Source organism: Streptomyces sp. NPDC093600, assembly GCF_044764755.1.
Classification (GTDB): Bacteria; Actinomycetota; Actinomycetes; order Streptomycetales; family Streptomycetaceae; genus Streptomyces.
In genome coordinates this window covers 178,497-203,699 of record NZ_JBIWIU010000002.1, presented here as the reverse complement: position 1 = coordinate 203,699, position 25,203 = coordinate 178,497, and the positions used below count along the sequence as shown (strand labels likewise).

General features: G+C 70.2%; 25 protein-coding genes and 1 pseudogene. 14 read left to right on the top strand and 12 right to left on the bottom strand.

Going from position 1 to position 25,203, the window contains the following annotated elements; all coding sequences use genetic code 11:
- Positions 1-7: 7 nt before the first annotated feature.
- The gene (locus ACIRB4_RS06570) at positions 8-1,306 is read right to left on the bottom strand and encodes a hypothetical protein (RefSeq protein ID WP_403288888.1); all 1,299 of its coding nucleotides are present in this window, start codon (positions 1,304-1,306) and stop codon (positions 8-10) included.
- 346 nt (positions 1,307-1,652) lie between these two features.
- Between ACIRB4_RS06570 and ACIRB4_RS06565 the strand changes: the two genes are divergently transcribed.
- Positions 1,653-2,813 (top strand): PhoX family protein, encoded by a 1,161-nt coding sequence (locus ACIRB4_RS06565; protein WP_403288886.1) that lies wholly within the window; start codon positions 1,653-1,655, stop codon positions 2,811-2,813.
- Here ACIRB4_RS06565 and ACIRB4_RS06560 read toward each other — a convergent pair.
- The 4 genes from ACIRB4_RS06560 to ACIRB4_RS06545 form a co-directional block, all read right to left on the bottom strand.
- Entirely contained in the window at positions 2,783-3,805 is a 1,023-nt protein-coding gene (locus ACIRB4_RS06560; RefSeq protein WP_403288885.1) for an ArsR/SmtB family transcription factor, read from the bottom strand. The two genes, ACIRB4_RS06565 and ACIRB4_RS06560, sit on opposite strands and share 31 nt — an antisense overlap.
- A gap of 542 nt (positions 3,806-4,347) precedes the next feature.
- Positions 4,348-7,059: a pyruvate, phosphate dikinase gene (ppdK, locus tag ACIRB4_RS06555; protein ID WP_403288884.1), complete on the bottom strand. Its 2,712-nt coding sequence runs from the start codon at positions 7,057-7,059 to the stop codon at positions 4,348-4,350.
- Between the two features lie 429 nt (positions 7,060-7,488).
- Positions 7,489-8,625: a tRNA dihydrouridine synthase DusB gene (gene dusB, locus ACIRB4_RS06550; protein ID WP_403288883.1), complete on the bottom strand. Its 1,137-nt coding sequence runs from the start codon at positions 8,623-8,625 to the stop codon at positions 7,489-7,491.
- A gap of 113 nt (positions 8,626-8,738) precedes the next feature.
- Positions 8,739-8,948 (bottom strand): DUF6243 family protein, encoded by a 210-nt coding sequence (locus ACIRB4_RS06545; RefSeq protein WP_403288882.1) that lies wholly within the window; start codon positions 8,946-8,948, stop codon positions 8,739-8,741.
- A 250-nt stretch (positions 8,949-9,198) separates the two neighbouring features.
- Here ACIRB4_RS06545 and ACIRB4_RS06540 point away from each other — a divergent pair, with 250 nt between their 5' ends.
- On the top strand, positions 9,199-10,239 hold the full coding sequence (locus ACIRB4_RS06540) for an aldo/keto reductase (RefSeq protein WP_403288881.1): 1,041 nt from the start codon (positions 9,199-9,201) through the stop codon (positions 10,237-10,239).
- Between the two features lie 44 nt (positions 10,240-10,283).
- A complete protein-coding gene (locus ACIRB4_RS06535) occupies positions 10,284-10,868 on the top strand; it encodes a TetR/AcrR family transcriptional regulator (protein WP_403288880.1) in 585 nt (194 codons plus the stop codon).
- A gap of 68 nt (positions 10,869-10,936) precedes the next feature.
- Here ACIRB4_RS06535 and ACIRB4_RS06530 read toward each other — a convergent pair whose 3' ends face one another.
- Positions 10,937-12,319 carry a glycine--tRNA ligase gene (locus ACIRB4_RS06530; protein WP_403288879.1) on the bottom strand — a complete coding sequence of 461 codons (1,383 nt, stop codon included), beginning with the start codon at positions 12,317-12,319 and terminating at the stop codon, positions 10,937-10,939.
- A 164-nt stretch (positions 12,320-12,483) separates the two neighbouring features.
- On the opposite strand from ACIRB4_RS06530, the gene ACIRB4_RS06525 reads away from it, so the two are divergent.
- The 4 genes from ACIRB4_RS06525 to ACIRB4_RS06510 are packed head-to-tail and all read left to right on the top strand — an operon-like array spanning position 12,484 to position 15,656.
- Positions 12,484-13,497: a metal ABC transporter substrate-binding protein gene (locus tag ACIRB4_RS06525; protein WP_403288878.1), complete on the top strand. Its 1,014-nt coding sequence runs from the start codon at positions 12,484-12,486 to the stop codon at positions 13,495-13,497.
- A gap of 29 nt (positions 13,498-13,526) precedes the next feature.
- Positions 13,527-14,291 carry a metal ABC transporter ATP-binding protein gene (locus ACIRB4_RS06520; RefSeq protein ID WP_403288877.1) on the top strand — a complete coding sequence of 255 codons (765 nt, stop codon included), beginning with the start codon at positions 13,527-13,529 and terminating at the stop codon, positions 14,289-14,291.
- Positions 14,292-14,307: 16 nt separating this feature from the next.
- On the top strand, positions 14,308-15,198 hold the full coding sequence (locus tag ACIRB4_RS06515) for a metal ABC transporter permease (protein ID WP_403288876.1): 891 nt from the start codon (positions 14,308-14,310) through the stop codon (positions 15,196-15,198).
- Positions 15,199-15,245: 47 nt separating this feature from the next.
- Positions 15,246-15,656, top strand: coding sequence for a Fur family transcriptional regulator (locus ACIRB4_RS06510; RefSeq protein ID WP_403288874.1), 411 nt, complete (start codon positions 15,246-15,248; stop codon positions 15,654-15,656).
- A gap of 91 nt (positions 15,657-15,747) precedes the next feature.
- Here ACIRB4_RS06510 and ACIRB4_RS06505 read toward each other — a convergent pair whose 3' ends face one another.
- The 3 genes from ACIRB4_RS06505 to recO are packed head-to-tail and all read right to left on the bottom strand — an operon-like array spanning position 15,748 to position 17,915.
- Entirely contained in the window at positions 15,748-16,263 is a 516-nt protein-coding gene (locus ACIRB4_RS06505) for a YcxB family protein (RefSeq protein WP_403288873.1), read from the bottom strand.
- A 10-nt stretch (positions 16,264-16,273) separates the two neighbouring features.
- Entirely contained in the window at positions 16,274-17,146 is an 873-nt protein-coding gene (locus ACIRB4_RS06500) for an isoprenyl transferase (RefSeq protein ID WP_403289620.1), read from the bottom strand.
- Positions 17,147-17,165: 19 nt separating this feature from the next.
- On the bottom strand, positions 17,166-17,915 hold the full coding sequence (gene recO, locus ACIRB4_RS06495) for a DNA repair protein RecO (protein WP_403288872.1): 750 nt from the start codon (positions 17,913-17,915) through the stop codon (positions 17,166-17,168).
- A 117-nt stretch (positions 17,916-18,032) separates the two neighbouring features.
- Between recO and ACIRB4_RS06490 the strand changes: the two genes are divergently transcribed.
- Together ACIRB4_RS06490 and ACIRB4_RS06485 are read left to right on the top strand one after the other, a co-directional pair.
- Entirely contained in the window at positions 18,033-18,317 is a 285-nt protein-coding gene (locus tag ACIRB4_RS06490; protein WP_403288871.1) for a hypothetical protein, read from the top strand.
- A 20-nt stretch (positions 18,318-18,337) separates the two neighbouring features.
- On the top strand, positions 18,338-18,730 hold the full coding sequence (locus tag ACIRB4_RS06485) for a PIN domain-containing protein (protein WP_403288870.1): 393 nt from the start codon (positions 18,338-18,340) through the stop codon (positions 18,728-18,730).
- Between the two features lie 5 nt (positions 18,731-18,735).
- Here ACIRB4_RS06485 and ACIRB4_RS06480 read toward each other — a convergent pair whose 3' ends face one another.
- Together ACIRB4_RS06480 and ACIRB4_RS06475 are read right to left on the bottom strand one after the other, a co-directional pair.
- Entirely contained in the window at positions 18,736-18,951 is a 216-nt protein-coding gene (locus tag ACIRB4_RS06480; protein ID WP_403288868.1) for a hypothetical protein, read from the bottom strand.
- Entirely contained in the window at positions 18,948-19,172 is a 225-nt protein-coding gene (locus ACIRB4_RS06475; protein WP_403289619.1) for a hypothetical protein, read from the bottom strand. Before ACIRB4_RS06475 ends, ACIRB4_RS06480 begins: the two co-directional genes overlap by 4 nt.
- A gap of 132 nt (positions 19,173-19,304) precedes the next feature.
- Here ACIRB4_RS06475 and ACIRB4_RS06470 point away from each other — a divergent pair.
- Together ACIRB4_RS06470 and ACIRB4_RS06465 are read left to right on the top strand one after the other, a co-directional pair.
- Positions 19,305-20,137 (top strand): annotated as a pseudogene (locus ACIRB4_RS06470) (Scr1 family TA system antitoxin-like transcriptional regulator).
- On the top strand, positions 20,119-20,313 hold the full coding sequence (locus tag ACIRB4_RS06465) for a DUF397 domain-containing protein (RefSeq protein ID WP_403288867.1): 195 nt from the start codon (positions 20,119-20,121) through the stop codon (positions 20,311-20,313). The pseudogene ACIRB4_RS06470 and the gene ACIRB4_RS06465 overlap by 19 nt, the downstream one beginning before the upstream one ends.
- Here the strand turns inward: ACIRB4_RS06465 and ACIRB4_RS06460 are convergent.
- The gene (locus ACIRB4_RS06460; RefSeq protein WP_403288866.1) at positions 20,303-20,749 is read right to left on the bottom strand and encodes a hypothetical protein; all 447 of its coding nucleotides are present in this window, start codon (positions 20,747-20,749) and stop codon (positions 20,303-20,305) included. The two genes, ACIRB4_RS06465 and ACIRB4_RS06460, sit on opposite strands and share 11 nt — an antisense overlap.
- Before the next feature lie 85 nt (positions 20,750-20,834).
- On the opposite strand from ACIRB4_RS06460, the gene ACIRB4_RS06455 reads away from it, so the two are divergent.
- The 3 genes from ACIRB4_RS06455 (at position 20,835) to ACIRB4_RS06445 (ending at position 25,178) form a co-directional block, all read left to right on the top strand.
- On the top strand, positions 20,835-21,683 hold the full coding sequence (locus ACIRB4_RS06455) for a hypothetical protein (protein ID WP_403288865.1): 849 nt from the start codon (positions 20,835-20,837) through the stop codon (positions 21,681-21,683).
- 178 nt (positions 21,684-21,861) lie between these two features.
- Positions 21,862-23,238 carry an FAD-dependent oxidoreductase gene (locus tag ACIRB4_RS06450; RefSeq protein WP_403288864.1) on the top strand — a complete coding sequence of 459 codons (1,377 nt, stop codon included), beginning with the start codon at positions 21,862-21,864 and terminating at the stop codon, positions 23,236-23,238.
- Between the two features lie 155 nt (positions 23,239-23,393).
- Positions 23,394-25,178, top strand: coding sequence for a LuxR C-terminal-related transcriptional regulator (locus ACIRB4_RS06445; protein ID WP_403288863.1), 1,785 nt, complete (start codon positions 23,394-23,396; stop codon positions 25,176-25,178).
- The last annotated feature ends 25 nt before the right edge of the window (positions 25,179-25,203 follow it).

The following is a 25,203-nucleotide window of genomic DNA, read 5'->3' as shown; positions in this document are numbered from 1 at the left end:
GCCCCGGTCAGCGGTCGATGGAGAAGACCACCCGAACCCCTTCCGTGGAGTTGATCCGCTCGTTCAGTCCCCAGATCCGCCCGGTGGACGGCGAGTAGCCGAGGTTCTGCGTATAGACCGGCGAGGTCGTCAGGACGCGGGGTGCCGCGTCGGCCAGGGTTTTGTGGATGCAGGAGTAACGGGCGCCGGACGGGTCCCCCGAGCCGCCGCCGACCCCTGACGGGCAGTCGCCCGCGAGGTACCACGCGGTGCCGTCGGTCGCCGCGCCCTGCATGGCCCAGATCGGGGAGGAGTAGGCGACGGTGGCGTGCCCGTAGGGCAGCGCGGAGGTGGCGTCGAGCGCCCAGCGGATGACGCGGCCGCCCGCGGCTCCCGGCTTGAACTCGGCGGAGACCAGGCCGTCCTGGCCCGAGCGGTCGAGACTGAGGGAGTTGAGGCAGGGGCGGTCGCCGGTGCCGGTCGAGCAGGCGCCGCCGTCGGCGGTGGTGACGTACTGGCCGATCATCGGCAGGGCGTAGTTGCTCCAGCGGGCCGAGGAGGTGGTGCCGGTGATGCCGACGGCCTCGGTGCTGGAGTTGACCTTCCAGATGTGCCGGAGGTCGAAGACCTGGAGCCAGCGGCCGTTCGCGACGAAGACGCGGTTGCCGTACCAGACCACGCCGTCGGCGTGGCTGCTCACGCGCGTGAAACCGCCCTTGCCGTTCGCGTCGAGGGTCGGCTTGACCAGCAGCAGGTGGTTGTACCGGACCTGCCCGCCCTCGGTGTTGACCAGGCTGACCCGGGCGAACTCGTCACGGACGGGGTTGGGGCCCTGCAGGCCTCGGCTGAAGTGCCAGGAGGCGAGGTGGGCCGAGCGGCCGTCCACGGTGCCCCCGGGCTGGGCGTCGTACGAGCCGGTGATGCCCTGAGGGGTCCAGCCGCCCGCGTCGGTCCAGGAGTTGGAGGTGTCGTCGCCCTTGTCCCAGCAGAAGCCGTCGGGGTTGAGGCCGGTGGCGAGACCGGTGCGGTGGCACAGGCCGTCGATGCCGGTGCGGCCCCCGGAGGTGAGGACCTCGGTGGCGTTCCGTACGGAGACGGCGCCCTGGGACTCGACCGCCTTGATGGCCCTGTCGTGGTCGGCGAACGTGGTCCCGGCGTGGAGCTGGAACTCCGCGACGGCCGCCGGGTCGACGCGTCCGAACGGCATCGCCGCCTGCGCCTCCCCCGCCCCCGCCGTCACGACGGCGAGGCCACCGGCGAGGGTGGCGAGCGCGGAGCCGAGCACGGCGATCCGGATTCTCCAGCGAGTCATCCCTGTACGTGTCATGGCGCGAGAGCCTAGCCAGCCGCCCCGGCCGTCGGCAGCCCGGGAGCACCGCGGACCCACCGGCCGACGGCAGCCCGCAACCACCACGGACCCACCGGCCGACGGAGGGCCGGGACCACCACGGACGCAACCGGCCGACGGACCTGGGACCACCGCGGACCCGACGGCCGACGGACCTGAACCCACCGGCCGACGGGACCGGAAGGTCACCCGACCGGCCCCCGCCGCTTCCCCTTCATCGGCTGTTGCTGCACAGTCAACTCCGTAGTTCTAGGTTCCGGAAGCGCGCGACCCCGCCGCCGACCGGGCGGCGGGGCGGTCACCACCACCCCCTCTGGAGTGAGACGTGGAGCGACGCAGTTTCCTGCGTGGAGCGGTCATCGGCACGTCGGCCGCCGCCTTCGGCGGCACCCTGATGCGCGGTGCCGCCTACGCGGCACCCGCCCAGCCCGGCGCCGGCCCCTACGGGGCCCTGGGCGCGGCCGATGCCAACGGCATCCAGCTGCCCAGCGGCTTCACCAGCCGGGTGATCGCCCGGTCCGGCCAGAAGGTCGGCAGCACCTCGTACACCTGGCACAACGCCCCCGACGGAGGCGCCTGCTTCGTCGACGGCACCGGCTGGATCTACGTCTCCAACTCGGAGATCTCCTCGACCGGTGGCGCGAGCGCGGTGAAGTTCGACTCGTCCGGCACGATCACCGGCGCGTACCGCATCCTGTCCAACACCAACCGCAACTGCGCGGGCGGCAAGACGCCATGGAACACCTGGCTCTCCTGCGAGGAGGTCAGCCGCGGCTACGTCTACGAGACCGACCCGTACGGCGTGAACGCGGCCGTCCGCCGGGCCGCGATGGGCCGGTTCAACCACGAGGCCGCCGCCGCCGACCCGGTCCGCAAGGTGATCTACCTGACCGAGGACGAGTCGAACGGCTGCCTCTACCGGTTCGTCCCGTCCACCTGGGGCGACCTGTCCACCGGCACGCTCCAGGTGCTGAAGGCCGGCACCGCCACCTCCGGCAGCTTCACCTGGGCCAACGTCCCCGATCCGGACGGCTATCCCACCGCCACGCGCGACCAGGTGTCCGGCGCCAAGCGGTTCAGCGGCGGCGAGGGCTGCCACTACGCCAACGACACCGTCTGGTTCACCACCAAGGGCGACAACCGCCTCTGGCAGCTCAACCTGGCGAACAGCACCTACGAACTGGCCTATGACGACTCCCTGGTCAGCGGCGGCGGTGCCCCGCTGACCGGTGTCGACAACGTCACCGGCTCGTCCTCCGGCGACCTGTTCGTCGCCGAGGACGGCGGCAACATGGAGATCTGCGTCATCACGCCGGACGACGTCGTCGCCCCCTTCCTGCGGATCAACGGCCAGTCCGGCTCCGAGATCTGCGGACCGGCCTTCTCCCCCGACGGCAAGCGGCTGTACTTCTCCAGCCAGCGCGGCACGACCGGCAGCTCCTCGGGCGGTATCACCTACGAGGTGACCGGCCCGTTCCGCGCGTAACACGGCTCCTCCGCGCGCCGGTGGGCGCCGCCCAGCAGGGCGGCGCCCAGCGGCGTCAGCGTGTGCAGGACCGCGTTGCCGTGGCGCAGGGTGGCGACAAGCCCCGCCTCGCGCAGCACGCCCGCGTGCTGGCTGGCCGAGGCGAGGGACACCCCCGCCCTGCGGGCCAGTTCGCTGGTCGTGCCGCCGTCGCCGATGGCGTGCAGCACGGCGGAGCGGGTGTTGCCGACGAGCTTGGCCAGCGAGGAGCCGCCCGGAGCGTGGAGGGTCGGCGCCTCGCAGTGGGTGATCGGGTAGACGAGCACCGGCGGCAGGGCGGGGTCGCGCAGCACGACCGGCGTTCCGCGGCAGAAGTACGAGGGCTGGAGCAGCAGCCCCCTGCCGTCGAGACGCAGGTCGCGGTCGACGGGATAGTCCGCCTCCAGGACCGGGGCACGCCAGCGGAACATGCGCGGCAGCGAGGCGAGCAGCTCCTCGGCGCCGCCGTCGAGCAGCGCCCGGCCGCGCACGGCGCGGTCGGCCTCGACGCAGGCGCGGACGTGCGGCCAGTACGGCTCGATGGCCGCACGGTGGTAGCTGCGCAGCGCCCCGATGAGCCGGCTGAACGGTTCCGCGCCGCCGTCGGCGAGGGCGCGCAGCGAGTGGGGCACGGTCCGGCCGCCGACCCGGTCGGCGCCCAGCTGCGCCAGTTCCGTGTGGAGCCGGGCGGGCGGGGTCGCGCGGACCGCCTGGAGGCCCTCGTCGAGGCCGTGGACGCCCTCGGCGGGGGTCAGGAAGTCCGGGAAGTAGCCGCGGCTGGGAACGAGGGCGGCGAGCAGACGTGTCTCACCGTTGAGCCGCGTGCGGGTTTCCGAGCGCCATTCTCCGTAGACCACCGGACCGCGCCGGTCCCTTAAACGATGAAAACTGAGAATCGTTTCCCACAGAACGTCCGGCCGGGCGGCCATCCGCACCCCGGCCAAGTCGTTTCCTGTGAAATGAATCCGCAGCATGGAACCCCCACCTGTGCACCCGCAACCACCCCCTCCCGAAGAGTATGCACAGCATCACAGCACGTTACCAGGGTGTTTCAGCCACACTTGAAAAGCATCGCGGTGGACGGGGGCGAAACGAAAAGCTGTGCGTGTCGGGCAGGAAACCTTCAGGACCGAGGTGACGTGACGAAGACCGTGGGGGGCTTCTCACGTCCGGCGGCGGTCGGCGAGGGTTGCGGCTCACCTGCCCGGCATGGGTAATGGGCGCGGTCACCGGGTGGGGATCCGGTGGCCGCGCCCGCCTCGTTCTTTGCGGTCCCAATCGTGAAAAGGTTCAACGGCGAATAATTCAATCGCGCGAAATTGAACAGGAACTCACAGGGCGCCGACATCCGGGTGCGGGACGAACCGGCACCATGCGCACGGACGAAATACGACGGGGCGGACACCTCCGCACAAGGTGTCCGCCCCGTCTCTCTTGCGACCCGGAGCCGCCGCCCGTCGGTGAGGGTCGAGTTGACCGACGGCGGCTCCGGTGGTCTTTGCTACTGAACGGATGGTCAGCGGCTGTCGCTGCCGCTCGACTGCGCGGCCGCGCGGCCCGCCTCCAGGCGCGCCACCGGGATCCGGAACGGCGAGCAGGAGACGTAGTCGAGGCCGACCTCGTGGAAGAAGTGCACCGACTCCGGGTCGCCGCCGTGCTCACCGCAGACGCCGAGCTTGATGTCGGGGCGGGTGGCCCGGCCGGCCTCGACGGCGGTGCGTACGAGCGCGCCGACGCCGTCCTTGTCGATGGTCTCGAACGGGGAGACACCGAAGATGCCCTTCTCCAGGTACGCGGTGAAGAAGCTGGCCTCCACGTCGTCCCGGGAGAAGCCCCACACCGTCTGGGTGAGGTCGTTGGTGCCGAAGGAGAAGAACTCGGCGGCCTCGGCGATCTGACCGGCGGTCACGGCGGCGCGCGGCAGCTCGATCATGGTGCCGAGCGCGAGCTTCAGCTCGACGCCGGTCCGCGCCTGCACCTCGGCGATGACCTGCTCGGCCTCGTCGCGGACGATCTCCAGCTCCTGGACCGTGCCCACCAGCGGGATCATGATCTCGGCGCGCGGGTCGCCCTTGGCGTCGATGCGCTCGGCCGCGGCCTCGGCGATCGCCCGGACCTGCATGGTGAACAGGCCGGGGATGACCAGGCCGAGGCGGACACCGCGCAGACCCAGCATCGGGTTCTGCTCGTGCAGCCGGTGCACGGCCTGCAGCAGGCGCAGGTCGTTCTCGTTGGGGTCCTTGCGGGCCTCGGCGAGGGCGACGCGCACCGACAGCTCGGTGATGTCGGGGAGGAACTCGTGCAGCGGCGGGTCGAGCAGGCGGACCGTGACGGGCAGGCCGTCCATCGCCTCGAACAGCTCGACGAAGTCCTGCTTCTGCTGCGGCAGGAGGGCCTGGAGGGCCTCCTCGCGTTCCTCGTCGGTGTCGGCGAGGATCAGCTTCTCGACCATCTCGCGGCGCTCACCGAGGAACATGTGCTCGGTGCGGCACAGACCGATGCCCTGCGCGCCGAAGCGGCGGGCGCGCAGCGCGTCCTCGGCGTTGTCGGCGTTGGCGCGGACGCGCAGCCGGCGGACGCGGTCGGCGTAGGCCATGATCCGGTGCACGGCGGCGACCAGCTCGTCGGCGTCGTCGGCGCCGGCGTGCATCCGGCCCTCGAAGTACTCGACGACAGGCGACGGTACGACGGGTACCTCACCGAGGTACACCTTGCCGGTGGAGCCGTCGATGGAGACGACGTCGCCCTCCTCGATGACCTGGCCCGAGGTGGTGGTCATCCGGCGGCGCTTGGTGTCGACCTCGAGCTCCTCGGCGCCGCAGACACAGGTCTTGCCCATGCCGCGCGCGACCACGGCGGCGTGCGAGGTCTTGCCGCCGCGTGAGGTCAGGATGCCCTCGGAGGCGATCATGCCGTCCAGGTCGTCCGGGTTGGTCTCGCGGCGGATCAGGATGACCTTCTCGCCGGAGCGCGACCACTTGACGGCCGTGTACGAGTCGAAGACGGCCTTGCCGACGGCGGCGCCCGGGGAGGCGGCGATGCCGCGCCCGATCTGCTCGACCTTGGCGTTCTCGTCGAACTTGGGGAACATCAGCTGCGCGAGCTGGGCGCCGTTGACGCGCTGGAGCGCCTCGGCCTCGTCGATCAGGCCCTGGTCCACGAGCTGGGTGGCGATCCGGAAGGCGGCACCGGCGGTGCGCTTGCCGACGCGGGTCTGCAGCATCCACAGCTGGCCGCGCTCGATCGTGAACTCGATGTCGCAGAGGTCCTTGTAGTGGGTCTCCAGCGTCTCCATGATCTGCATCAGCTGGTCGTACGACTTCTTGTCGATCGACTCAAGCTCGGCGAGCGGCACGGTGTTGCGGATGCCCGCGACGACGTCCTCGCCCTGCGCGTTCTGCAGGTAGTCGCCGTAGACGCCCTGGTGGCCGGAGGCGGGGTCGCGGGTGAAGGCGACGCCGGTGCCGGAGTCCGGGCCGAGGTTGCCGAAGACCATCGAGCACACGTTGACGGCGGTGCCGAGGTCGTGCGGGATGCGCTCCTGGCGGCGGTACAGCTTGGCGCGGTCGGTGTTCCAGGAGTTGAAGACGGCCTCGATGGCGAGGTCCATCTGCTCGCGCGGGTCCTGCGGGAAGTCGCGGCCGGCGTGGGCCTTCACGATCTTCTTGAACTGCTTGACGAGCTTCTTCAGGTCGGCGGCGTCGAGGTCGGTGTCGACGGTGACCTTCTTGGCGGCCTTGGCCTCGTCGAGCGCGTCCTCGAAGAGCTCGCCCTCGACGCCGAGGACGGTCTTGCCGAACATCTGGATGAGACGGCGGTACGAGTCCCAGGCGAAGCGCTCGTCGCCGGCCTGGGTGGCGAGACCGGCGACGGACTCGTCGGACAGGCCGATGTTGAGAACCGTGTCCATCATGCCGGGCATGGAGAACTTGGCGCCGGAGCGTACGGAGACGAGCAGCGGGTTGTCGGCCTGGCCGAGCTTCTTGCCCATCTTCTGCTCAAGGGCGTCGAGGTGACGGCTCACCTCGTCGCGGAGCTCGACCGGCTCGGAGCCGCTGTCGAGGTAGACCTTGCACGCCTCGGTGGTGATCGTGAAGCCGGGAGGTACCGGCAGGCCGAGGTTGGTCATCTCGGCCAGGTTCGCGCCCTTACCGCCGAGGAGGTCCTTCAGGTCCCTGTTGCCCTCGGTGAAGTCGTACACGAACTTCTGATCTTTGTTTTCCGACACGGGTCTCGACTCCTCGACGACTCGGTGGCTGCCCTGACGGCGAGGAACATACCCAGATCGAAGGCTTCTGGGGAGGTACGCCTAGCGGTCGCCGGGGCTTAACCACCCGTCCGCCAGCAGATCGAAAGTAACCGACGAGTAGCTTCCGCTTTCAGACTCCGAAGCCCGCTTGACTCAAACCAGAGCTTACACGCTCACATGAGCGACTTGCAGAGCATTTGCGTTCAACTCTTGAACGCAAGAAGGGTGGCACCCAGTGCCACCCTTCCAGAAGTCCAATGCCTCGTAATCCGCTCATCTGAGCACACCCTCTATCAAGGGTGGTGAGGATCACGCTGCGAAAATGACTGGATTCCCACGATCCGGACCTGATCACGAGGGTCGGAACACTCCACCGGAGTCCGTCCGTCCGCTCCGTCCGGAGCCCCGTCAGCCGCCTGACGTGTCGAGTTCGGCTTCCTCGCCCACACCGGCGCAGTCGTACGGATCCTTGAGCCAGCCGTCCGGCAGCACGACCCGGTTGTTGCCCGACGTACGGCCGCGCGGGCCGTCCGCGCCCGTCGGCCACGGCTGGTCCAGATCAAGCTCGCTCAACTGAGCGCTCAGTTCGTCCAGGGACGAGGTGATCGCCAGCTTCTTGCGCATCTCCGAGCCGACCGAGAAGCCCTTCAGGTACCAGGCCACGTGCTTACGGAAGTCGATGACACCGCGCGACTCGTCCCCGAGCCATTCGCCGAGCAGCCGGGCGTGCCGCACCATCGCGTCCGCGACCTCGCGCAGCCCCGGCTGGGCGTAGGCGCCCGTGCCCTCGAAACCCGCCACCAGATCGGCGAAGAGCCACGGCCGGCCCAGACAGCCACGGCCCACGACCACGCCGTCGCAGCCGGTCTCGCGCATCATCCGCAGCGCGTCGTCCGCCGACCAGATGTCGCCGTTGCCCAGCACCGGGATCTCCGGCACATGCTCCTTGAGGCGCGCGATCGCGTCCCAGTCGGCCGTGCCGCCGTAGTGCTGGGCCGCCGTCCGCCCGTGCAGGGCTATCGCCGTGACGCCCTCCTCGACCGCGATCCGGCCCGCGTCGAGGAAGGTGATGTGGTCGTCGTCGATGCCCTTGCGCATCTTCATGGTGACCGGCAGGTCGCCCGCGTTCGTCACGGCCTCGTGCAGGATCGCCCGCAGCAGGGGCCGCTTGTACGGGAGGGCGGAGCCGCCGCCCTTGCGGGTGACCTTGGGGACGGGGCAGCCGAAGTTCAGGTCGATGTGGTCGGCCAGGTCCTCGTCCACGATCATCCGCACGGCCTTGCCGACCGTCACGGGGTCGACTCCGTACAGCTGGATCGACCGCGGCTTCTCGCTGTCGTCGAAGCGGATGAGCTGCATGGTCTTCTCGTTGCGCTCGACCAGCGCCCGCGTCGTGATCATCTCACTGACGAACAGTCCCTTGCCGCCGCTGAACTCGCGGCAGAGGGTGCGGAAGGGGGCGTTGGTGATGCCGGCCATCGGCGCGAGCACCACCGGCGGCTGCACGATGTGCGGCCCGATGGCGAGAGGGGAGAACGCGGTCATTGAGCTATTGTCCCGCACCGCGCCGACAGCCCGTCGACCCTTCCGCGGATCGCGTACGACGAAGGGCCCGGGTCACCGTGGTGACCCGGGCCCTTCGTCGTACGCGCCGGTGCTTACTCCTGGCCGGCCGTGGCGGTCTCGGCGCCTTCCGTGCCCTCGGTTCCCGCCGCGCGCTCGCGCATCTTCCTCAGCAGCTCCTGCTTCTGGTCGTCAGCGCTCCTGCGGTCGGCGTTGCTGCTCTGAACGGCGCCCTGCTGGTCGGCGCGGGACAGCTTCTTGCGCTGTCCGCCGACGCCGAGAAGGTTGTTGCGGCCCTTGGCCATGGGGTTCTCCCATCAGTGAGAAATGCGGTGGTGAGTCGGCTGGCGCTGCGCGGGAGTCGAACCCGCGGCGCTCTCACTCGTAGATCTGGAAGAACGAGGACATGGCGTAGACGCTACCCCGGCCGACCGGGCGTCGGCACACGGGTTTCCGGCCGCGCCCCCCTCGCGACTGACAGACATTGAAATCTGTCAGTCATCATGCCATGGTTGCCATGCGTCACTCTCCGACCCTTCTTCCGAGGAGACCCTCATGACCTCCCTCCCCGCCCGCCCCCTCCCGACCCGCTCCCTCGGCACCACCGGCCCCGAGGTCTCCGCCCTCGGCCTCGGCTGCATGGGCATGTCCGCGCTGTACGGCGAGAGCGACCGCGCCGAATCGATCGCGACCATCCACGCCGCGCTCGACGCGGGCGTCACGCTCCTGGACACCGGTGACTTCTACGGCATGGGGCACAACGAACTGCTGATCGACGAAGCCCTGCGCACCGCTCCCGCCGCAGCCCGCGAGAAGGTGCTGACCAGCGTGAAGTTCGGCGCCCTGCGCACGGTCGAGGGCGGCTTCACCGGCTATGACGGCCGTCCGGCGGCGGTGCGGAACTTCGCCGCGTACTCCCTGCAGCGCCTGGGCACGGACCACATCGACATCTACCGGATCGCCCGTGTCGACCCGGACGTCCCGATCGAGGAGACCGTCGGCGCCATCGCGGAGCTGGTCGAGGCCGGGCACGTCCGGCACATCGGCCTCTCCGAGGTCGGGGCGGACACCCTGCGGCGCGCGGCGGCGGTCGCCCCGATCGCCGACCTGCAGATCGAGTACTCCCTCATATCCCGGGGCATCGAGGAGAAGATCCTGCCGGCCGCCCGCGAGCTGGGCATCGGCGTCACGGCGTACGGCGTGCTCTCCCGCGGTCTGATCAGCGGCCACTTCACCCGGGACCGCGAGCTGGCGCCGGGCGACTTCCGGGGGATGAGCCCGCGCTTCCAGGGCGACAACCTCCACCGCAACCTGGACCTCGTGGACCAGCTGCGAGCCATAGCCGAGACCAAGGGTGCGACGGTCGCGCAGACCGCGATCGCCTGGGTGCTCGCCCAGGGCCCCCGGCACGGCGTCGACATCGTCCCGCTGATCGGCGCCCGCCGCCGGGACCGTCTCGCCGAGGCGCTCGGGGCCCTGGACGTGACGCTGGACGCGGCCGACCTCGCCGCGATCGAGCGGGCCGTGCCGGTGGGCGCGGCGGCCGGTGAGCGCTACCCCGCGGCCCAGATGGCGCACCTCGACAGCGAGCGCTGACCTGCCCGGCGACCTGTCGTTCGGCTGACAGGTACTGTCAACCCATGCCCACCGAGACCCTCACCGCAGAGCGCATCCTCGAAGCCACCGAAGAGGTGCTGCGGCGCTACGGCCCGGCGAAGGCCACCGTCGTCGACGTGGCCCGGGTGCTCGGCGTGAGCCACGGCAGCGTCTACCGCCATTTCCGTACGAAGGCGGCGCTGCGCGAGGCGGTCACCCACCGCTGGCTGACCCGCGCCGAGGTCGCCCTGGCCGAGCTGATCGAGGCACCGGACCGGCCGGCGGCGGAGCGGCTGCGCGCCTGGTTCGCCGGCCTCTTCGAGGCCAAGCGCCACAAGGCGGGCGACGACCCCGAGCTCTTCGCCACCTACGGCGTGCTGATCGACGAGAGCAGCGGCGTCGTGGAGCAGCACATCGACGTCCTGATCAGCCAGGTCCGTGCGATCGTCGAAGAGGGCGTCCGGGGCGGGGAGTTCACCGCCGCCGACGCCGACGCGACGGCTCGCGCGCTGTTCGACGCGACGTGCCGCTTCCACGACCCGGCCTACGCCCCCGAGTGGCGGCGCCCCACGATCGAGGCCGAGTTCGACGCGGTGCTGGACCTGCTGCTGCGCGGCCTGCGCGCCTGACGACGTACGCCGAAGCCCCCGGTTCCGCAGCGGGAACCGGGGGCTTCGGCGTGTCCGTGATCCGGGGGTCAGCAGCCCAGCAGGCGGCTGCCCAAGTAGCCCTGGATCTGGTCGAGGGAGACGCGCTCCTGCTTCATGGTGTCGCGCTCGCGCACGGTCACCGCGTTGTCGTCGAGGGTGTCGAAGTCGACGGTGACGCAGAACGGCGTACCGATCTCGTCCTGGCGACGGTAGCGGCGGCCGATGGCACCCGCGTCGTCGAACTCGATGTTCCAGTTCTGCCGCAGGTCGGCGGCGAGGCCCTTGGCCTTCGGCGACAGCTGCGGGTTCCGCGACAGCGGCAGGACGGCGACCTTGACCGGCGCGATGCGGTGGTCGAAGCGCATCACGGTGCGCTTCTCCATGACGCCCTTGGCGTTCGGGGCCTCGTCCTCGTTGAACGCGTCGAGCATGAACGCCAGCATCGTCCGGCCGACACCGGCCGCCGGCTCGATGACGTACGGAGTCCAGCGCTCGTTGGCCTCCTGGTCGAAGAAGAACAGCTCGTTGCCGGACGCCTTGGAGTGCGCCTTCAGGTCGTAGTCGGTGCGGTTGGCGACGCCCTCGAGCTCGCCCCACTCGCTGCCGCCGAACTGGAAGCGGTACTCGATGTCGGCGGTCCGCTTGGAGTAGTGGGAGAGCTTCTCCTTCGGGTGCTCGAACCAGCGCATGTTCTCCTCACGGAGACCCAGGCCGGTGTACCAGTTCCAGCGCTGCTCCATCCAGTACTCGTGCCACTGCTCGTCCTCGCCCGGCTTGACGAAGAACTCCATCTCCATCTGCTCGAACTCGCGGGTGCGGAAGATGAAGTTGCCCGGAGTGATCTCGTTCCGGAAGGACTTGCCCATCTGGGCGATGCCGAACGGCGGCTTCTTGCGCGAAGTCTGCTGCACCTGGCCGAAGTTGGTGAAGATGCCCTGGGCGGTCTCGGGGCGCAGGTAGGCGACGGAGCCGGAGTCCTGGGTCGGGCCGAGATGGGTGGAGAGCAGACCCGAGAACTGCTTGGGCTCGGTGAAGGTGCCCTTGTTGCCGCAGTTGGGGCAGTTGAGGTCGGCGAGGCCGTTCTCGGGGAGGCGGCCGTGCTTCTCCTCGTACGCCTCCTCCAGGTGGTCCGCGCGGTAGCGCTTGTGGCAGGAGGTGCACTCGGTCAGCGGGTCCGTGAACGTGGCGACGTGACCGGAGGCCTCCCAGACCTCGGTGGCCAGGATCACCGACGAGTCGATGCCGACGACGTCCTCGCGCGAGGTGACCATGTAACGCCACCACTGACGCTTGATGTTCTCCTTCAGCTCGACACCCAGCGGCCCGTAGTCCCAGGCGGCCTTCTGGCCGCCGTAGATCTCACTGCAGGGGTAGACGAAGCCACGGCGCTTGCTCAGGCTGACGATGGTGTCGATCTTGTCGGCGGCCACGGTGCTCTCTTCATTACGACGACGAAGTGCGAATGCCTCAGATTACCGGCGCGCGTGCCCCCCGTATCAAATCGGTCCGGCCGCGGCCCGCGCCGTACGGGCGTGGCCGGGAACACAAGTAGGACAATTGACAATCGTTTCCAATTTTGTTGAAAATGAGTGTCATGAACGTACGCCGCCTGATACCCACCGCCGCCGTCGCCGGAGCCGTCTCCCTCGGGCTCGTCACGCTGTCCGCCTGCTCCGGTACCTCCGACGCCGCCGACCGGCCGAGCGACGGCAAGCTGAGCGTGGTGGCGTCGTTCTACCCCATGCAGTACCTGGCCGAGCAGATCGGCGGCGACCACGTCTCCGTCAGCACGCTCACCAAGCCGGGCGTCGAGCCGCACGACCTGGAGCTCAAGCCCAAGCAGATAGGCGAGCTCGGCGAGGCCGACTACATCCTCTACCTCAAGGGCATCCAGCCCGCCGTCGACGAGGCGATCAAGCAGGCCGGCGTCAAGAACACGGTCGACGCCGCCACCCTCACGAAGCTCGAGGAACACGGTACCGAGACCGGCCACGACCACGCCGGCGAGACCGCCGAGGAGCACGCCGCCCACGAGGGCGAGGCACACGCCGACGAGCACGGCCACGAGGGCCACGAGTCCGAGGCCGGCGCCGACCCGCACATCTGGCTCGACCCCGTGAAGTACGCCGAGGTCGCCAAGGGCGTCGGCGCCTCCCTGGCGAAGGCCGACCCGGGCCACGCCGCCGACTACCGCAAGAACACCGACGCCCTGGTGAAGAAGCTCGGCGACCTGGACACCGCGTTCGAGACCGGCCTGAAGAACACCACCACCAAGACGTTCATCACCACCCACTCCGCCTTCGGCTACCTCGCCGAGCGCTACGGCCTGGACCAGGAGGGCATCTCCGGCATGGACCCCGAGTCCGAGCCGAGCCCCGCCCGGATCAAGGAGCTCCAGGACATCGCGGCGAAGGAGAAGGTCTCCACCGTCTTCTTCGAGACCCTCGCCAGCGACAAGACCGCGAAGACCCTCGCCACCGACACCGGTCTGAAGACCGACGTGCTCGACCCGCTGGAGGGAATCACGGACCGGTCCAAGGGCGATGACTACATCGAGGTCATGCGGTCCAACCTCACCGCGCTGAAGAAGGCCCTCGGCGCCAAGTGACACCCACGCACGTATCGGAGGCACGAGCCATGGCCATCGACCCCGTTCTTTCCGTCCGCGGAGCCACGGCGGCCCTCGGCTCGCGCCCCGTACTGCGCGGCGTCGACCTCACCGTCCAGCACGGTGAGGTCGTCGCGCTACTCGGCGCCAACGGCTCCGGCAAGTCGACCGCCGTCCGCGCCGTCATCGGCCAGGTGCCGCTGACCGACGGCTCCATATCCCTGTTCGGTACGGAGCAGAAGCGATTCCGCGCCTGGTCCCGGATCGGTTACGTACCGCAGCGCACCACCGCCGCGAGCGGCGTGCCCGCCACGATCCGCGAGGTCGTCTCCTCGGGCCGGCTCTCCCGGAAGCGGCTGGGCTGGCTGACCAAGGCCGACCGGGCCGCCGTCGAGCGGGCCATCGCGCTCGTCGGCCTGACCGACCGCGCCAAGGACTCCGTCTCCGCCCTCTCCGGCGGCCAGCACCAGCGCGTTCTGATCGCCCGCGCCCTCGCCTCGGATCCCGAGCTGCTGATCATGGACGAGCCGATGGCCGGCGTCGACCTCGCCAGCCAGGAGATCCTCGCCGCGACCCTGCGCGAGCAGGTCGCGGGCGGCACCTCCGTCCTCCTCGTCCTGCACGAGCTGGGCCCGCTGGAGCCGCTGATCGACCGGGCCGTGGTGCTCCGTGACGGCTGCGTGGTGCACGACGGCCCGCCGCCGAAGGCCGTCGGCCAGCACGCGCTGCCCGGCCACGACCACGTACATCCGCACGCGGCCGACGAGCCGCTCCGCACGGGACTGCTGACCTGAGGAAGTTGATCTGATCATGGAATTCCTCGAGCCCGCCTTCATGCAGCGATCGCTTCTCGCGGCCGTCCTCGTCGGCATCACCGCCCCCGCCGTCGGGATCTACCTCGTCCAGCGCCGCCAGGCGCTGATGGGCGACGGCATCGGCCATGTCGCCATGACCGGCGTGGGCCTCGGCTTCCTGCTGAGCTCCAGCCCGGTGTGGATGGCGACCCTGGTCGCCGTGGTCGGCGCCGTCCTGATGGAACTGATCCGGGCCTACGGCAGGACCCGCGGCGACATCGCGCTGGCGCTCCTCTTCTACGGAGGCATGGCGGGCGGCGTCATGCTGATGAGCATCGCCGACGGCTCCAACGCAAACCTGCTCTCCTACCTCTTCGGATCGCTGTCGACCGTGTCGGACGCGGACGTCACCGCGATCGCCGTCCTGGCGGCCTTCGTGATCCTCGTCACGGTGGGCCTGCGCCGCCAGCTGTTCGCGGTCAGCCAGGACGAGGAGTTCGCCCGCGTCACCGGTCTTCCGGTGCGCGCCCTGAACCTGCTCGTCGCGGTCACCGCCGCGGTGACCGTCACGGTCGCCATGCGCGTCGTCGGCCTGCTGCTGGTCAGTGCGCTGATGGTGGTGCCGGTGGCAGCGGCCCAGCAGTTGTCCAAGTCGTTCCGTACGACGTTCGTGCTCGCGGTCGTGATCGGCGTCGGCGTCACCCTGTCCGGCACCATCACGACGTACTACCAGGACGTGCCGCCGGGCGCGACGATCGTGCTGCTCGCGATCGGCGTCTTCATCGCCCTCACGCTCCTCGCGACGCCGCTGGCGAGACGGCGGGCCCGGGCGGCGGAGGCGGCCTCCGCGGAGTGCGACATGGCCGTCCCGGCCACCCGGCGGCCGACGGACGACGTCCCGGTCTAGGGGCCTGGCAGAATGGCGGGGGCAACGAAGATTCCAAGGAGGCCCCTGTGGCGACGGCAGGACCCCCCGTACGCGGCCGCTCGACCAAACAGCGGGCCGCTGTCTCGGCCGCACTGAACGAGGTGGACGAGTTCCGCAGCGCCCAGGAGCTGCACGACATGCTCAAGCACCGCGGCGACTCGGTCGGCCTGACCACGGTCTACCGCACGCTGCAGTCCCTGGCGGACGCGGGCGAGGTCGACGCGCTGCGCACCAGCGACGGCGAGACGGTCTACCGCCGCTGCTCGACCGGCGACCACCACCACCACCTCGTCTGCCGCGTCTGCGGCAAGGCGGTCGAGGTCGAGGGCCCGGCGGTGGAGAAATGGGCGGACACGATCGCGGCGGAACACGGCTTCGTGAACGTGGCCCACACGGTCGAGATCTTCGGCACCTGCGCGGAGTGCGCGCTGAAGTGACCTGAAACGCCAGAAGGGCCCGCCCCCGGCAAGGGGGGCGGGCCCTTTCACGTGCGCGTGCGTCAGACGCGGTGCGGCAGACGCGCGGGTCTCAGACGCGAGTGAGGCGCCGGTCGAGCAGCTCCCGCAGACGGTCGACGTCGGCGGGGTCGACCAGGCCACGCTTGGGCAGGAGGGCGACCGAGTCGGCCGTCAGGAGAGCGAAGAACGAGCCGGTCTCCGCGTACCTGAGCACCGTCGACCACGGACGGAAGCTCTCGTGATCCCGGCCGGTCCAGCGGACCCCACGGTCGTTCACGACGGCCCACAACTCCCCCTGCGGCCTGGACGCCCGGTACATCCGCCGCCCGGCCCACCACGGCTGGAGCGGCCCCAGGAGCAGGGCGTACACGAGCAGGCCGCCCAGCAACGGCACGGTGATCCCGTCCGACGCCACCGAACCCGTCAGCTTCAGCACGATGACGAGGAAGGCCACGACGGCGGTGGCCGACATCAGCCACCGCATGCGACGACCGGAGGGGCTGTCCCGCAGCCGGAACCGGACGGCCTCTCTCGCGTCGGCGGGCGTCGGTTCGTAGAACAGCTGGACTCTCTCGTCCGCCCCCACGTCCCTCACATCACGCCTTGGGGGAAGCCGCGGCATCCGCCGGGCCCTGGGGTGGCACCGTGCCGTTGCCCATCGCCGCGCGGTCCTCGGCCGGGATCGCGCCGAAGCGGCGGTCGCGGGAGGCGTACTCGACGCACGCCCGCCACAGGTCCCGGCGGTCGAAGTCCGGCCACAGCACGTCCTGGAAGACCATCTCCGCGTAGCTGCTCTGCCAGATCAGGTAGTTGGAGGTGCGCTGCTCGCCGCTGGGGCGCAGGAAGAGGTCGACGTCCGGCATGTCCGGGTAGTAGAGGTACTTCTGGAAGGTCTTCTCGTTGACCTTCGACGGGTCCAGCCGCCCCGCCGCCACATCCTCCGCGATCTTCTTCGCCGCGTCGGCGACCTCCGCGCGGCCGCCGTAGTTCACGCAGAAGTACAGCGTCATCGCGTCGTTGTCGACCGTCTGCTCCTGCGCGACCTGCAGCTCCTGGACGACCGACTTCCACATCTTCGGCATGCGGCCGACCCAGCGGATACGGATGCCCAGCTCGTCCATCTCGTCACGCCGGCGACGGATCACGTCCCGGTTGAAGTTCATCAGGAAGCGGACCTCCTCCGGCGACCGCTTCCAGTTCTCCGTGGAGAAGGCGTAGAGCGACAGGTTCTTCACCCCGAGCTCCAGGCAGCCCTTCAGCACGTCCAGGACCACGCCCTCGCCGACCTTGTGCCCCTCGGTGCGCGGCAGCCCGCGCTCCTGTGCCCAGCGGCCGTTGCCGTCCATGACGCACGCGACGTGGTTCGGCACCAGCTCACCGGGGAGCTTCGGCGGGCGGGCACCGGACGGGTGCGGCTCGGGGACCTTGTACTCACGCCGGTTCCGTCCGAGGATTCCGCGTCGTGCGATGGCCATGCGATGGATTCTCCTAGCTCTTCTCTACGTACCGCAGCGAGCGCAGACCGCGCTCCAGGTGCCAGTGCAGATAGGCGGACACCAGTCCGCTGCCCTCCCTGACGTGACGCGGCTCGCACGCGTCCGCCGTCGCCCAGTCGCCGGTCAGCAGCGCGCTGAGCAGGCCGATGGCCTCCGGAGAGGGTACGACGCTGCCCGGCACACGGCAGTCGCCGCATATGACTCCACCCGCCGCGACCGAGAAGAAACGGTTGGGCCCGTGGAGGCCGCACTTCGCGCAGTCCTGGAAACTGGGCGCGTACCCGTTGACGGCGAGGGAGCGCAGCAGGAAGGCGTCGAGGATCAGGTGGGGGGCGTGCTCCGCGTTCGCGAGCGTGCGCAGGCCCCCGACGAGCAGCAGATACTGCTGCACGGCCGGCTCGCCCTCGTTGTCCGTGAACCGCTCGGCGGTCTCCAGCATCGCCGTACCGGCGGTGTAGCGGGCGTAGTCGGTGACGATCCCGCTCCCGTACGCGGCGATGGTCTCGCTCTGGGTGCAGAGCGGCAGGCCGCGCCCGACGAGATCGCTCCCCCGCGCGAAGAACTGCACATCGACGTGGGAGAAGGGCTCCAGCCTGGCCCCGAACTTCGACTTCGTCCGCCGCACCCCGCGCGCCACGGCGCGTACGCGTCCGTGACCGCGCGTGAGCAGCGTGATGATGCGGTCCGCTTCACCCAGCTTCTGGGTGCGCAGCACGATGCCGTCGTCGCGGAACAGGCTCATGGGCCCATTCTCCCGTACTGGCGGGGGCGCCAGGGCCGGGAGACGGGACTCACTCCTTGTGATGAAGGCCCGCCGGACGCCTGGCGGCGGGCATATGCCGTCAGTAACACTCATCGTATGAGCCTTGAGCGAGTCACCATCACGATCCCGGGCGAGACGCTGGAAGCGGCCAAGATCGCGGCCGAACGGGAGGGACTGAGCGTATCCGCGTGGCTGTCCCGTGCAGCCGAGAGAGCGGCGAAGATCGAGGCGGGCCTGGCGGCGGCGGAGGAGGCGATGGCGGGGTTCCCGCCCCCGACCCCGGAGGAGCAGGCCGTTGTGGACGAGTTCATGGAGCTGGTGACCCGCCCGATCCCCGAGATCCCTGCGGATGACGCGGCCTCCACCGGAAGGGCGGCGTAACTATGGGCACCCTCCGAACCGTGGTGTACGACGCAGGCGCGCTGATCGCGGCAGAACAGAACCGGACGACGTTCTGGCGGGCTCACCGCTCCTACCTCACGGCGGGCGGAGTGCCGGTCGTTCCAGCACCTGTCGTCGCGCAGGTGTGGCGCAACGGCGGCCGCCAGGCGATGGTGGCGCGGGTCCTGAACGGCTGCGCGATCGCCGCCCTGGACGACAGGCTCGCCCGGTCCGTCGGAGAGTTGCTGGGACGCGCCGGCACGTCGGACCCGGTGGATGGTGCGGTTGCCGCGCTTGCCGCCGAGTCCGCTGCCGTCATCGTGACGTCCGACCCCGACGACATCCGCCAACTGCTGGACCAGCTGGGCGCGCCCGGCAAGCGTGTGCGGGTGGATGCTTCACTGGTCCAGTAGGCCCCTCACGGCACCTCGCCGCGACTGCGCGCGTTCGCGTGCGCAGTCGCCGCGCTGATCCGCTCCGCCGAGGTCGCCTCCCGGACCCCGTCCGGCTCCGCGTCCCACTCCCGCCCGCCGCCGAGCGGCCGCAGCTGGACGTAGGGGCCCTCGTGACCCATGACCGTTCCCACACGCCCGGTGCGGATCTCGATGACGTACGACCCGATGGGCAGTTTCATGACCGGCCCCCTTCTTCCACCGGCAGTACGGCGGCGGCCAGCCGGCGCGCCGTTTCCACCGTGCAGCGTCCCAATTCGATGAGCGGCCGGGGGTTGTCGGAGGCGAGGGTGACGGCGTCGAGCCCGAGGGACGGCAGCACGATTCCCGCCCGTACGAGCGCCTCGCGCAATTCCGCCACCGCCTCGCTCGCTTCTTCGACTGACCCCTTGATCGACCGCATGTCGTGTTCCTTCACCAACGCATCCTTTTCCGAATCCATTTCCCGCTTACCGCACCCAGGGTGGTACCGGATCCGTAGCATCGGGAGATGCGCAGGTCCTACAACTGCGGCGTAGCGAGGGGGAGTTAATCTATGGCCAAAGCTCGACGGCTGGACACGTGGCGGTTCTTCGGCCAGGAGCTGAAGGCCCAGCGGGAAGAGAAGGGGATGACGCAAGGGGAACTGGGCGAGCGGGTGTTCGTTTCCGGCGGATACATCGGCCAGTTCGAACAGGGAATTCGGAAGCCGCAGCCGGATGTGGCCCGGCGAATCGACGAGGTCCTACAAACCGGCGGTTTTTCGAACGGACGTGTAGGCGACTGATCAACGCATCACCGTACGCGTCCTACTTCGAGCCGGTGGTGGAACTGGAGGCGCTGGCGACGAAGATCTGCGAGTTCGCGCCGACGGTGATGCCGGGGCTGCTGCAGACGGCGGAGTACGCGCGGGCGCAGACGCTCGCGTTGTACCCGTTCGCCACGGAGGAGTACGTCGAGGAGAAGCTCACCGCCCGCCTCCAAAGGGCAAGAATCCTCAAGGACGCTACACGGCCCGAATATTGGGTGATCGTGCACGAGAACGCCCTGCTGACGCCGGTAGGTGGCGCGCCGGTGATGGCGGCGCAGCTGGAGCACCTGACGGCGCTGGCGCGCGAGCGGGTGGTGCTGGTCATGGTGCTCCCCCGCGCTGTGGGTGCGCACGCGCACATGAGCGGCACGCACAAGCTCATGGATTTCGAGGACGCGCCTCCAACCGCCTATACAGAGACGGAGTTTTCGGGGACGTTGCTTGATGATCCGGCAGCGGTGAAGCACGCACAGCGCGCCTACGATCTGCTCAGGGTCGCCACGCTGTCGCCGGAGGCGTCCCTGGCCCTGATCGAGTCGGCGGCGGAGGACTACAGACGATGCGCGAGTACGACCTGAGCAAGGCATGCTGGTTCAAGAGCTCGTACAGCAACGCTTCGGGCGGCGACTGCGTCGAAGTCCTCGACGACATCCCCGGCGTCGTCCCCGTCCGCGACTCCAAGAACCCCGCCGGCCCCGCCCTCATCCTCCCCGCCGCCGCCTGGGCTTCCTTCGTCTCCGCGCTCAAGGGCTGAGGACGAGGCCCACGATCGCGAGGGCGCACACGGCGGCGGACACGGACGTGAACCCGTACGCGAGCTTCACTGAGCTCTCGCGGCTCTTGCGCTCCTTGCGGACGACCGCCTTCGTCCCCATGTGAAGGCTCTTGGTGTTCCGGGGGTGGTGGACGAGCGGGAAGGTGGCGCCCACCACGTGCAGGGGGGCGAGGCTGTCGGGCTTCTCGTACCGGACGGTCTCACCGTCCGGTACGTCGAACTCGTACAGCACCCGGCCGTAGCCCTTCGTGCCGACCGGCATGACGCGTGTCAGGCGCGCCTGGACCTCGATGCCGGTCTCGTCCAGCTCCCTCATCCTCTTCAGCTCCCGCCGCTCGCCGCTGATCAGCAGGAGGCTGAAGGCGAGAGCCGGCACGGACAGGACGACGAAGCCGATGAGCACTGAAATGACCATGGGCGGACCGTACGGCAGCACAGGACCCGCCCGTAACCCCCGCCGCCCCCTTCACCGGCCCCCGGTCCGCCCCTACGATCACGCCATGTCGATCACTTCGCCCATACCCGTTCTCCAGAACAACGAGGGCAGCGAACTCCGCTCCGAGGGCGAAGAACTGCTGCTGCGCCACCCCTACGAGGAGGTGCGCATCCCGCTCGCGGCCATCGCGCGCATCCGGGCCGAAGGGCGCCGGGTGGCCGTCGAGTTGACGGCCCCGGCGGGCAACGAGCCGACCGTGTACCGGATCGCGGACGTGAGCGGTGCCGCCGCCACCGTCTTCGCCGACACGGTGAACGGCTCTCTGCCGGCCCGCACAGAGGGAGCGGAAGCGGTCGACGGATCGGCGCTCGTCATCACCCGTGACCTGAGGAATCCGGGTGAGGAGGTCGAGGAGGAGGAAGACGAGGCCCGGGACCCGGGCCCGGGGCTGACCTTCGCCAAGTGGGCGGGGATCGTCATCGGCATCGCACTTCTCGCCTTCTCCGGGGCCGTCGGCATCGAGATCCATGTGAGCCGCGGGATCGCGACGCTGCTGCTCGGTGGCCTCGGCCTGGCGATCGCCCTCGCCGCGTACGCGATGATGTGGACGGCGTGGGAGAACTGGTACCTGCCCCGCTACGGCGTCACCGTCGAGGCGCGGCAGGTCTTCCTTGAGGGCAGGACCACGTACGCGTACGCGGACAGCAGCGGCAAGCTGCACGCCGTCTCCAGCTCGCCCGCGGGCGACGTGATCCGGGTCGCCTACCACCCGCGCAGGCCCGACAGCGCGGTCCGCTGCATGGGGTGGGGCCAGCCGGTCAAGGAGCTGATCGGCGGCGTGGTCATCCTCGCCATCGCGGCTCCCGTCCTCTACGGGGCGATCCAGCTCGGGCTCCCCGCCTTCGGCCGCTAGGGCGTGTCTTTCGGATCTTGCCGGGCACCAAGTCACTTAGGCGCGCTTATGGACCTCATAAGCCTGGCTTATGAGGTCATAGACCGGGGGCGGGTACCGCTTCCCGAAGGGCGTTAATTAGGGTGGCCTAAGTGACGGCAGCATTCGCCGTCACGTCGCTTGCGAAGGGAACCCAGACATGCCCCGCCCTCTCCGGGTCGCGATCGTCGGCGCCGGCCCCGCCGGAATCTATGCCGCCGATGCGCTGCTGAAGTCCGAGGCCGCCGCCGAGCCGGGCGTGTCGATCGACATCTTCGAGCGGATGCCGGCTCCCTTCGGCCTGATCCGGTACGGCGTGGCGCCCGACCACCCCCGGATCAAGGGCATCATCACCGCCCTGCACCAGGTGCTCGACAAGCCGCAGGTCCGCCTCTTCGGCAACGTCGAGTACGGCGCCGACATCCACCTGGACGATCTGCGCGCCTTCTACGACGCCGTCGTCTTCTCCACCGGCGCCATGGCCGACCGCGAGCTCCGCATCCCCGGCGTCGAGCTCGACGGCTCGTACGGCGCCGCCGACTTCGCCTCCTGGTACGACGGGCACCCCGACGTGCCCCGCACCTGGCCGCTGCACGCCGAGAAGGTCGCCGTGCTCGGCGTCGGCAACGTGGCCCTCGACATCGCGCGCATCCTCGCCAAGACGGCGGACGAGCTGCTGCCGACCGAGATCCCGCCGAACGTCTACGACGGCCTCAAGGCCAACAAGGCCGTGGAGATCCACGTCTTCGGCCGCCGCGGCCCGGCGCAGGCGAAGTTCAGCCCCATGGAGCTGCGCGAGCTGGACCACTCGCCGACGATCGAGGTCATCGTCAACCCCGAGGACATCGACTACGACGAGGGCTCGATCGCCGAGCGCCGCAAGAACAAGCAGACCGACATGGTCGCCAAGACCCTGGAGAACTGGGCGATCCGCGATGTCGGCGACCGCCCGCACAAGCTCTTCCTGCACTTCTTCGAGTCGCCGGCCGAGATCCTCGGCGAGGACGGCAAGGTCGTCGGCCTGCGCACCGAGCGCACCGAGCTCGACGGCACCGGGAACGTCAACGGCACCGGCAAGACCACCGACTGGGACGTGCAGGCCGTCTACCGCGCCGTCGGCTACCTCTCCGACGAACTGCCCAAGCTGCCCTGGGACACCGCCTCCGGCACCGTCCCCGACCAGGGCGGCCGCGTGATCGAGGAGAGCGGCGAGCACCTGGCCTCGACGTACGTCACCGGCTGGATCCGGCGCGGTCCGGTCGGCCTCATCGGCCACACCAAGGGCGACGCCAACGAGACCGTCGCCAACCTCCTCGACGACTTCGCCCACGGCCGGCTGCTGACGCCCGAGACCCCGGAGACCGAGGCCGTCGTCTCCTTCCTGGAGTCCAAGGGCGTCACGTACACGACCTGGGAGGGCTGGTACGCCCTGGACGCCGCCGAGAAGGCGCTGGGCGAGCCGCAGGGCCGTGAGCGGGTGAAGATCGTCGAGCGTGACGAGATGCTGAAGGCCAGCAACGCGGTCACTCCGAGCTAGCACCCACGGCCGACGGCCCGGGCCCGATGCGTACGCAGCGGCGTACGAGTCGGGCCCGGCCCGTTCCCCGCGCCGCACCGCACCGCACCGCACCGCTTCGACGGCTGCCTCCCGCGCTCATATTCTGGAAGGGCCGGGAAGGGAAGTGAGCCGCCATGGCCGTCCCCGTCGAAGAGGCTGCCCCTGCCGTGCGGCGGGCACGGGACGCGGCTTCACGTGAGTCCTGGGCCGAGGCGTACTTCCTGCTGCGCGACTTCGACCTGCATCCCTCGCACGCCCTCACGCCCGAAGACCTGGACATCCTCGCCGACGCCGCCTGGTGGGCGGGCCACATCGACGAGTCGGTCGCCGCCCGGCTGCGCTCCCACGCCGCGCACGCGGCGGCCGACGACCACCGGGGGGCCGGACACGCCGCGTGGTGGCTGGCCTTCGAGTACCGCTGCATGGGGCGGCCGGCGGCCGCGTCGGGCTGGCTGCACCGGGCCCGCCACCACCTGGAGCGGGAGCCCGAGTGCCCCGAGCAGTGCTACCTCGCCTGGAGCAACGCGGAGGAGGCCCTGGAGCACCGCGACCCGGACGCGGCCCTCGCCGCCGTGCTGCGCATGAACCGCATCGCCCGCCACTCCGGCAACCCGGACCTCGTCGCCCTGAGCCGCCAGGCGCACGCGGCCGTCCTGCTGGCGAACGGGCGCCGGGCGGAGGGGCTCGCCCTCCTCGACGACGCGATGTGCGCGGTGACGGCGGGCGAACTGAGCGGCATGTTCACCGGCTGGCTCTACTGCCTGGCGCTCACCGAGTGCATGGAGGCCGCGGACCTCGGCCGGGCGGTCGAATGGACCTCCGCGGCGATGACCTGGTGCGAGGCTCCCTGGGCACAGCACGTCCGCCGACCCGACGCCCCGGGGACGCCGGTCGATGACGGCACCATGGGCGGGACGCGCTCCGCCGGGCCCGCGCCCGGTGGCGCACCGTCGCCTCTCCCGGCGGGCGCGCCCGCGCCGGTCACCGACAACCCCTTCCGGGGGCTGTGCCGGATCCACCACGTCGAGGTCCTCGATCTGCTCGGGGTGTGGGAGCTCGCCGAGGCAGAGGCCGCCCGCGTCTGCGAGGAGGTCCTTCCGGACAGCCTGGAGGCCGCCGCCGAGGCGCACTACAAGGCCGGGGAGATCCGGCGCAGGCAGGGGCGGCTCGACGCCGCCGCCGTCTCGTACGGACACGCCCACGAACTCGGCAGGATCCCGCAGCCCGGCCTCGCGCTGCTACGGCTGGCCCAGGGCAAGGCCGACGCCGCCGTGGCCGGGCTGAAGCTGGCCCTGGCCTGTCAGAGCGACCGCCACGACCTTCTGGGCCGGGCGCGGCTGCTCGCCGCGCAGAGCGAGGTGGCCCTGGCCGTCCGGGACGTGGACGGTGCCGCGGCGGCGGTCGCGGAGCTGGAGACTCTGGCCCCCGGGGCGCCCCTCCTGGGCGCCATGGCCGACACCGCCCGCGGCGCCCTCGCGCTGGCCCGGCACGAACCGGCGCACCGCCCCCTGCGCCGGGCGCTGGCCGGCTGGCTGGCGCTGCGCGTGCCGTACGAGGCCGCGCAGGTACGGATGCTGCTCGCCGCCGCCGACCGGGCCGAGGGCGACGACGAGGCGGCCCGGCTGGAACTCGCCGCCGCACGGTCCACGTTCGAACGGCTCGGCGCGCTGCCCGACGCCCGGCGGGCGACCGCCCTGCTGGCCGGCAACCGCCGCCGTACCCTGCCCGGCGGGCTGACCGAACGGGAGGCCGAGGTGCTGCGGCTGGTCGCGGCGGGCGGCTCCAACCGGGACATCGCGCGGGCGCTGACCATCAGCGAGCACACGGTCGCCCGCCACCTCAACAACATCTTCGCCAAGCTGGACGTGGCCTCCCGCACCGCCGCCACGGCGTACGCCTACGCCCACGGCCTGGCGTAGACCCCGCCGAGCAGATCAGGCCCCC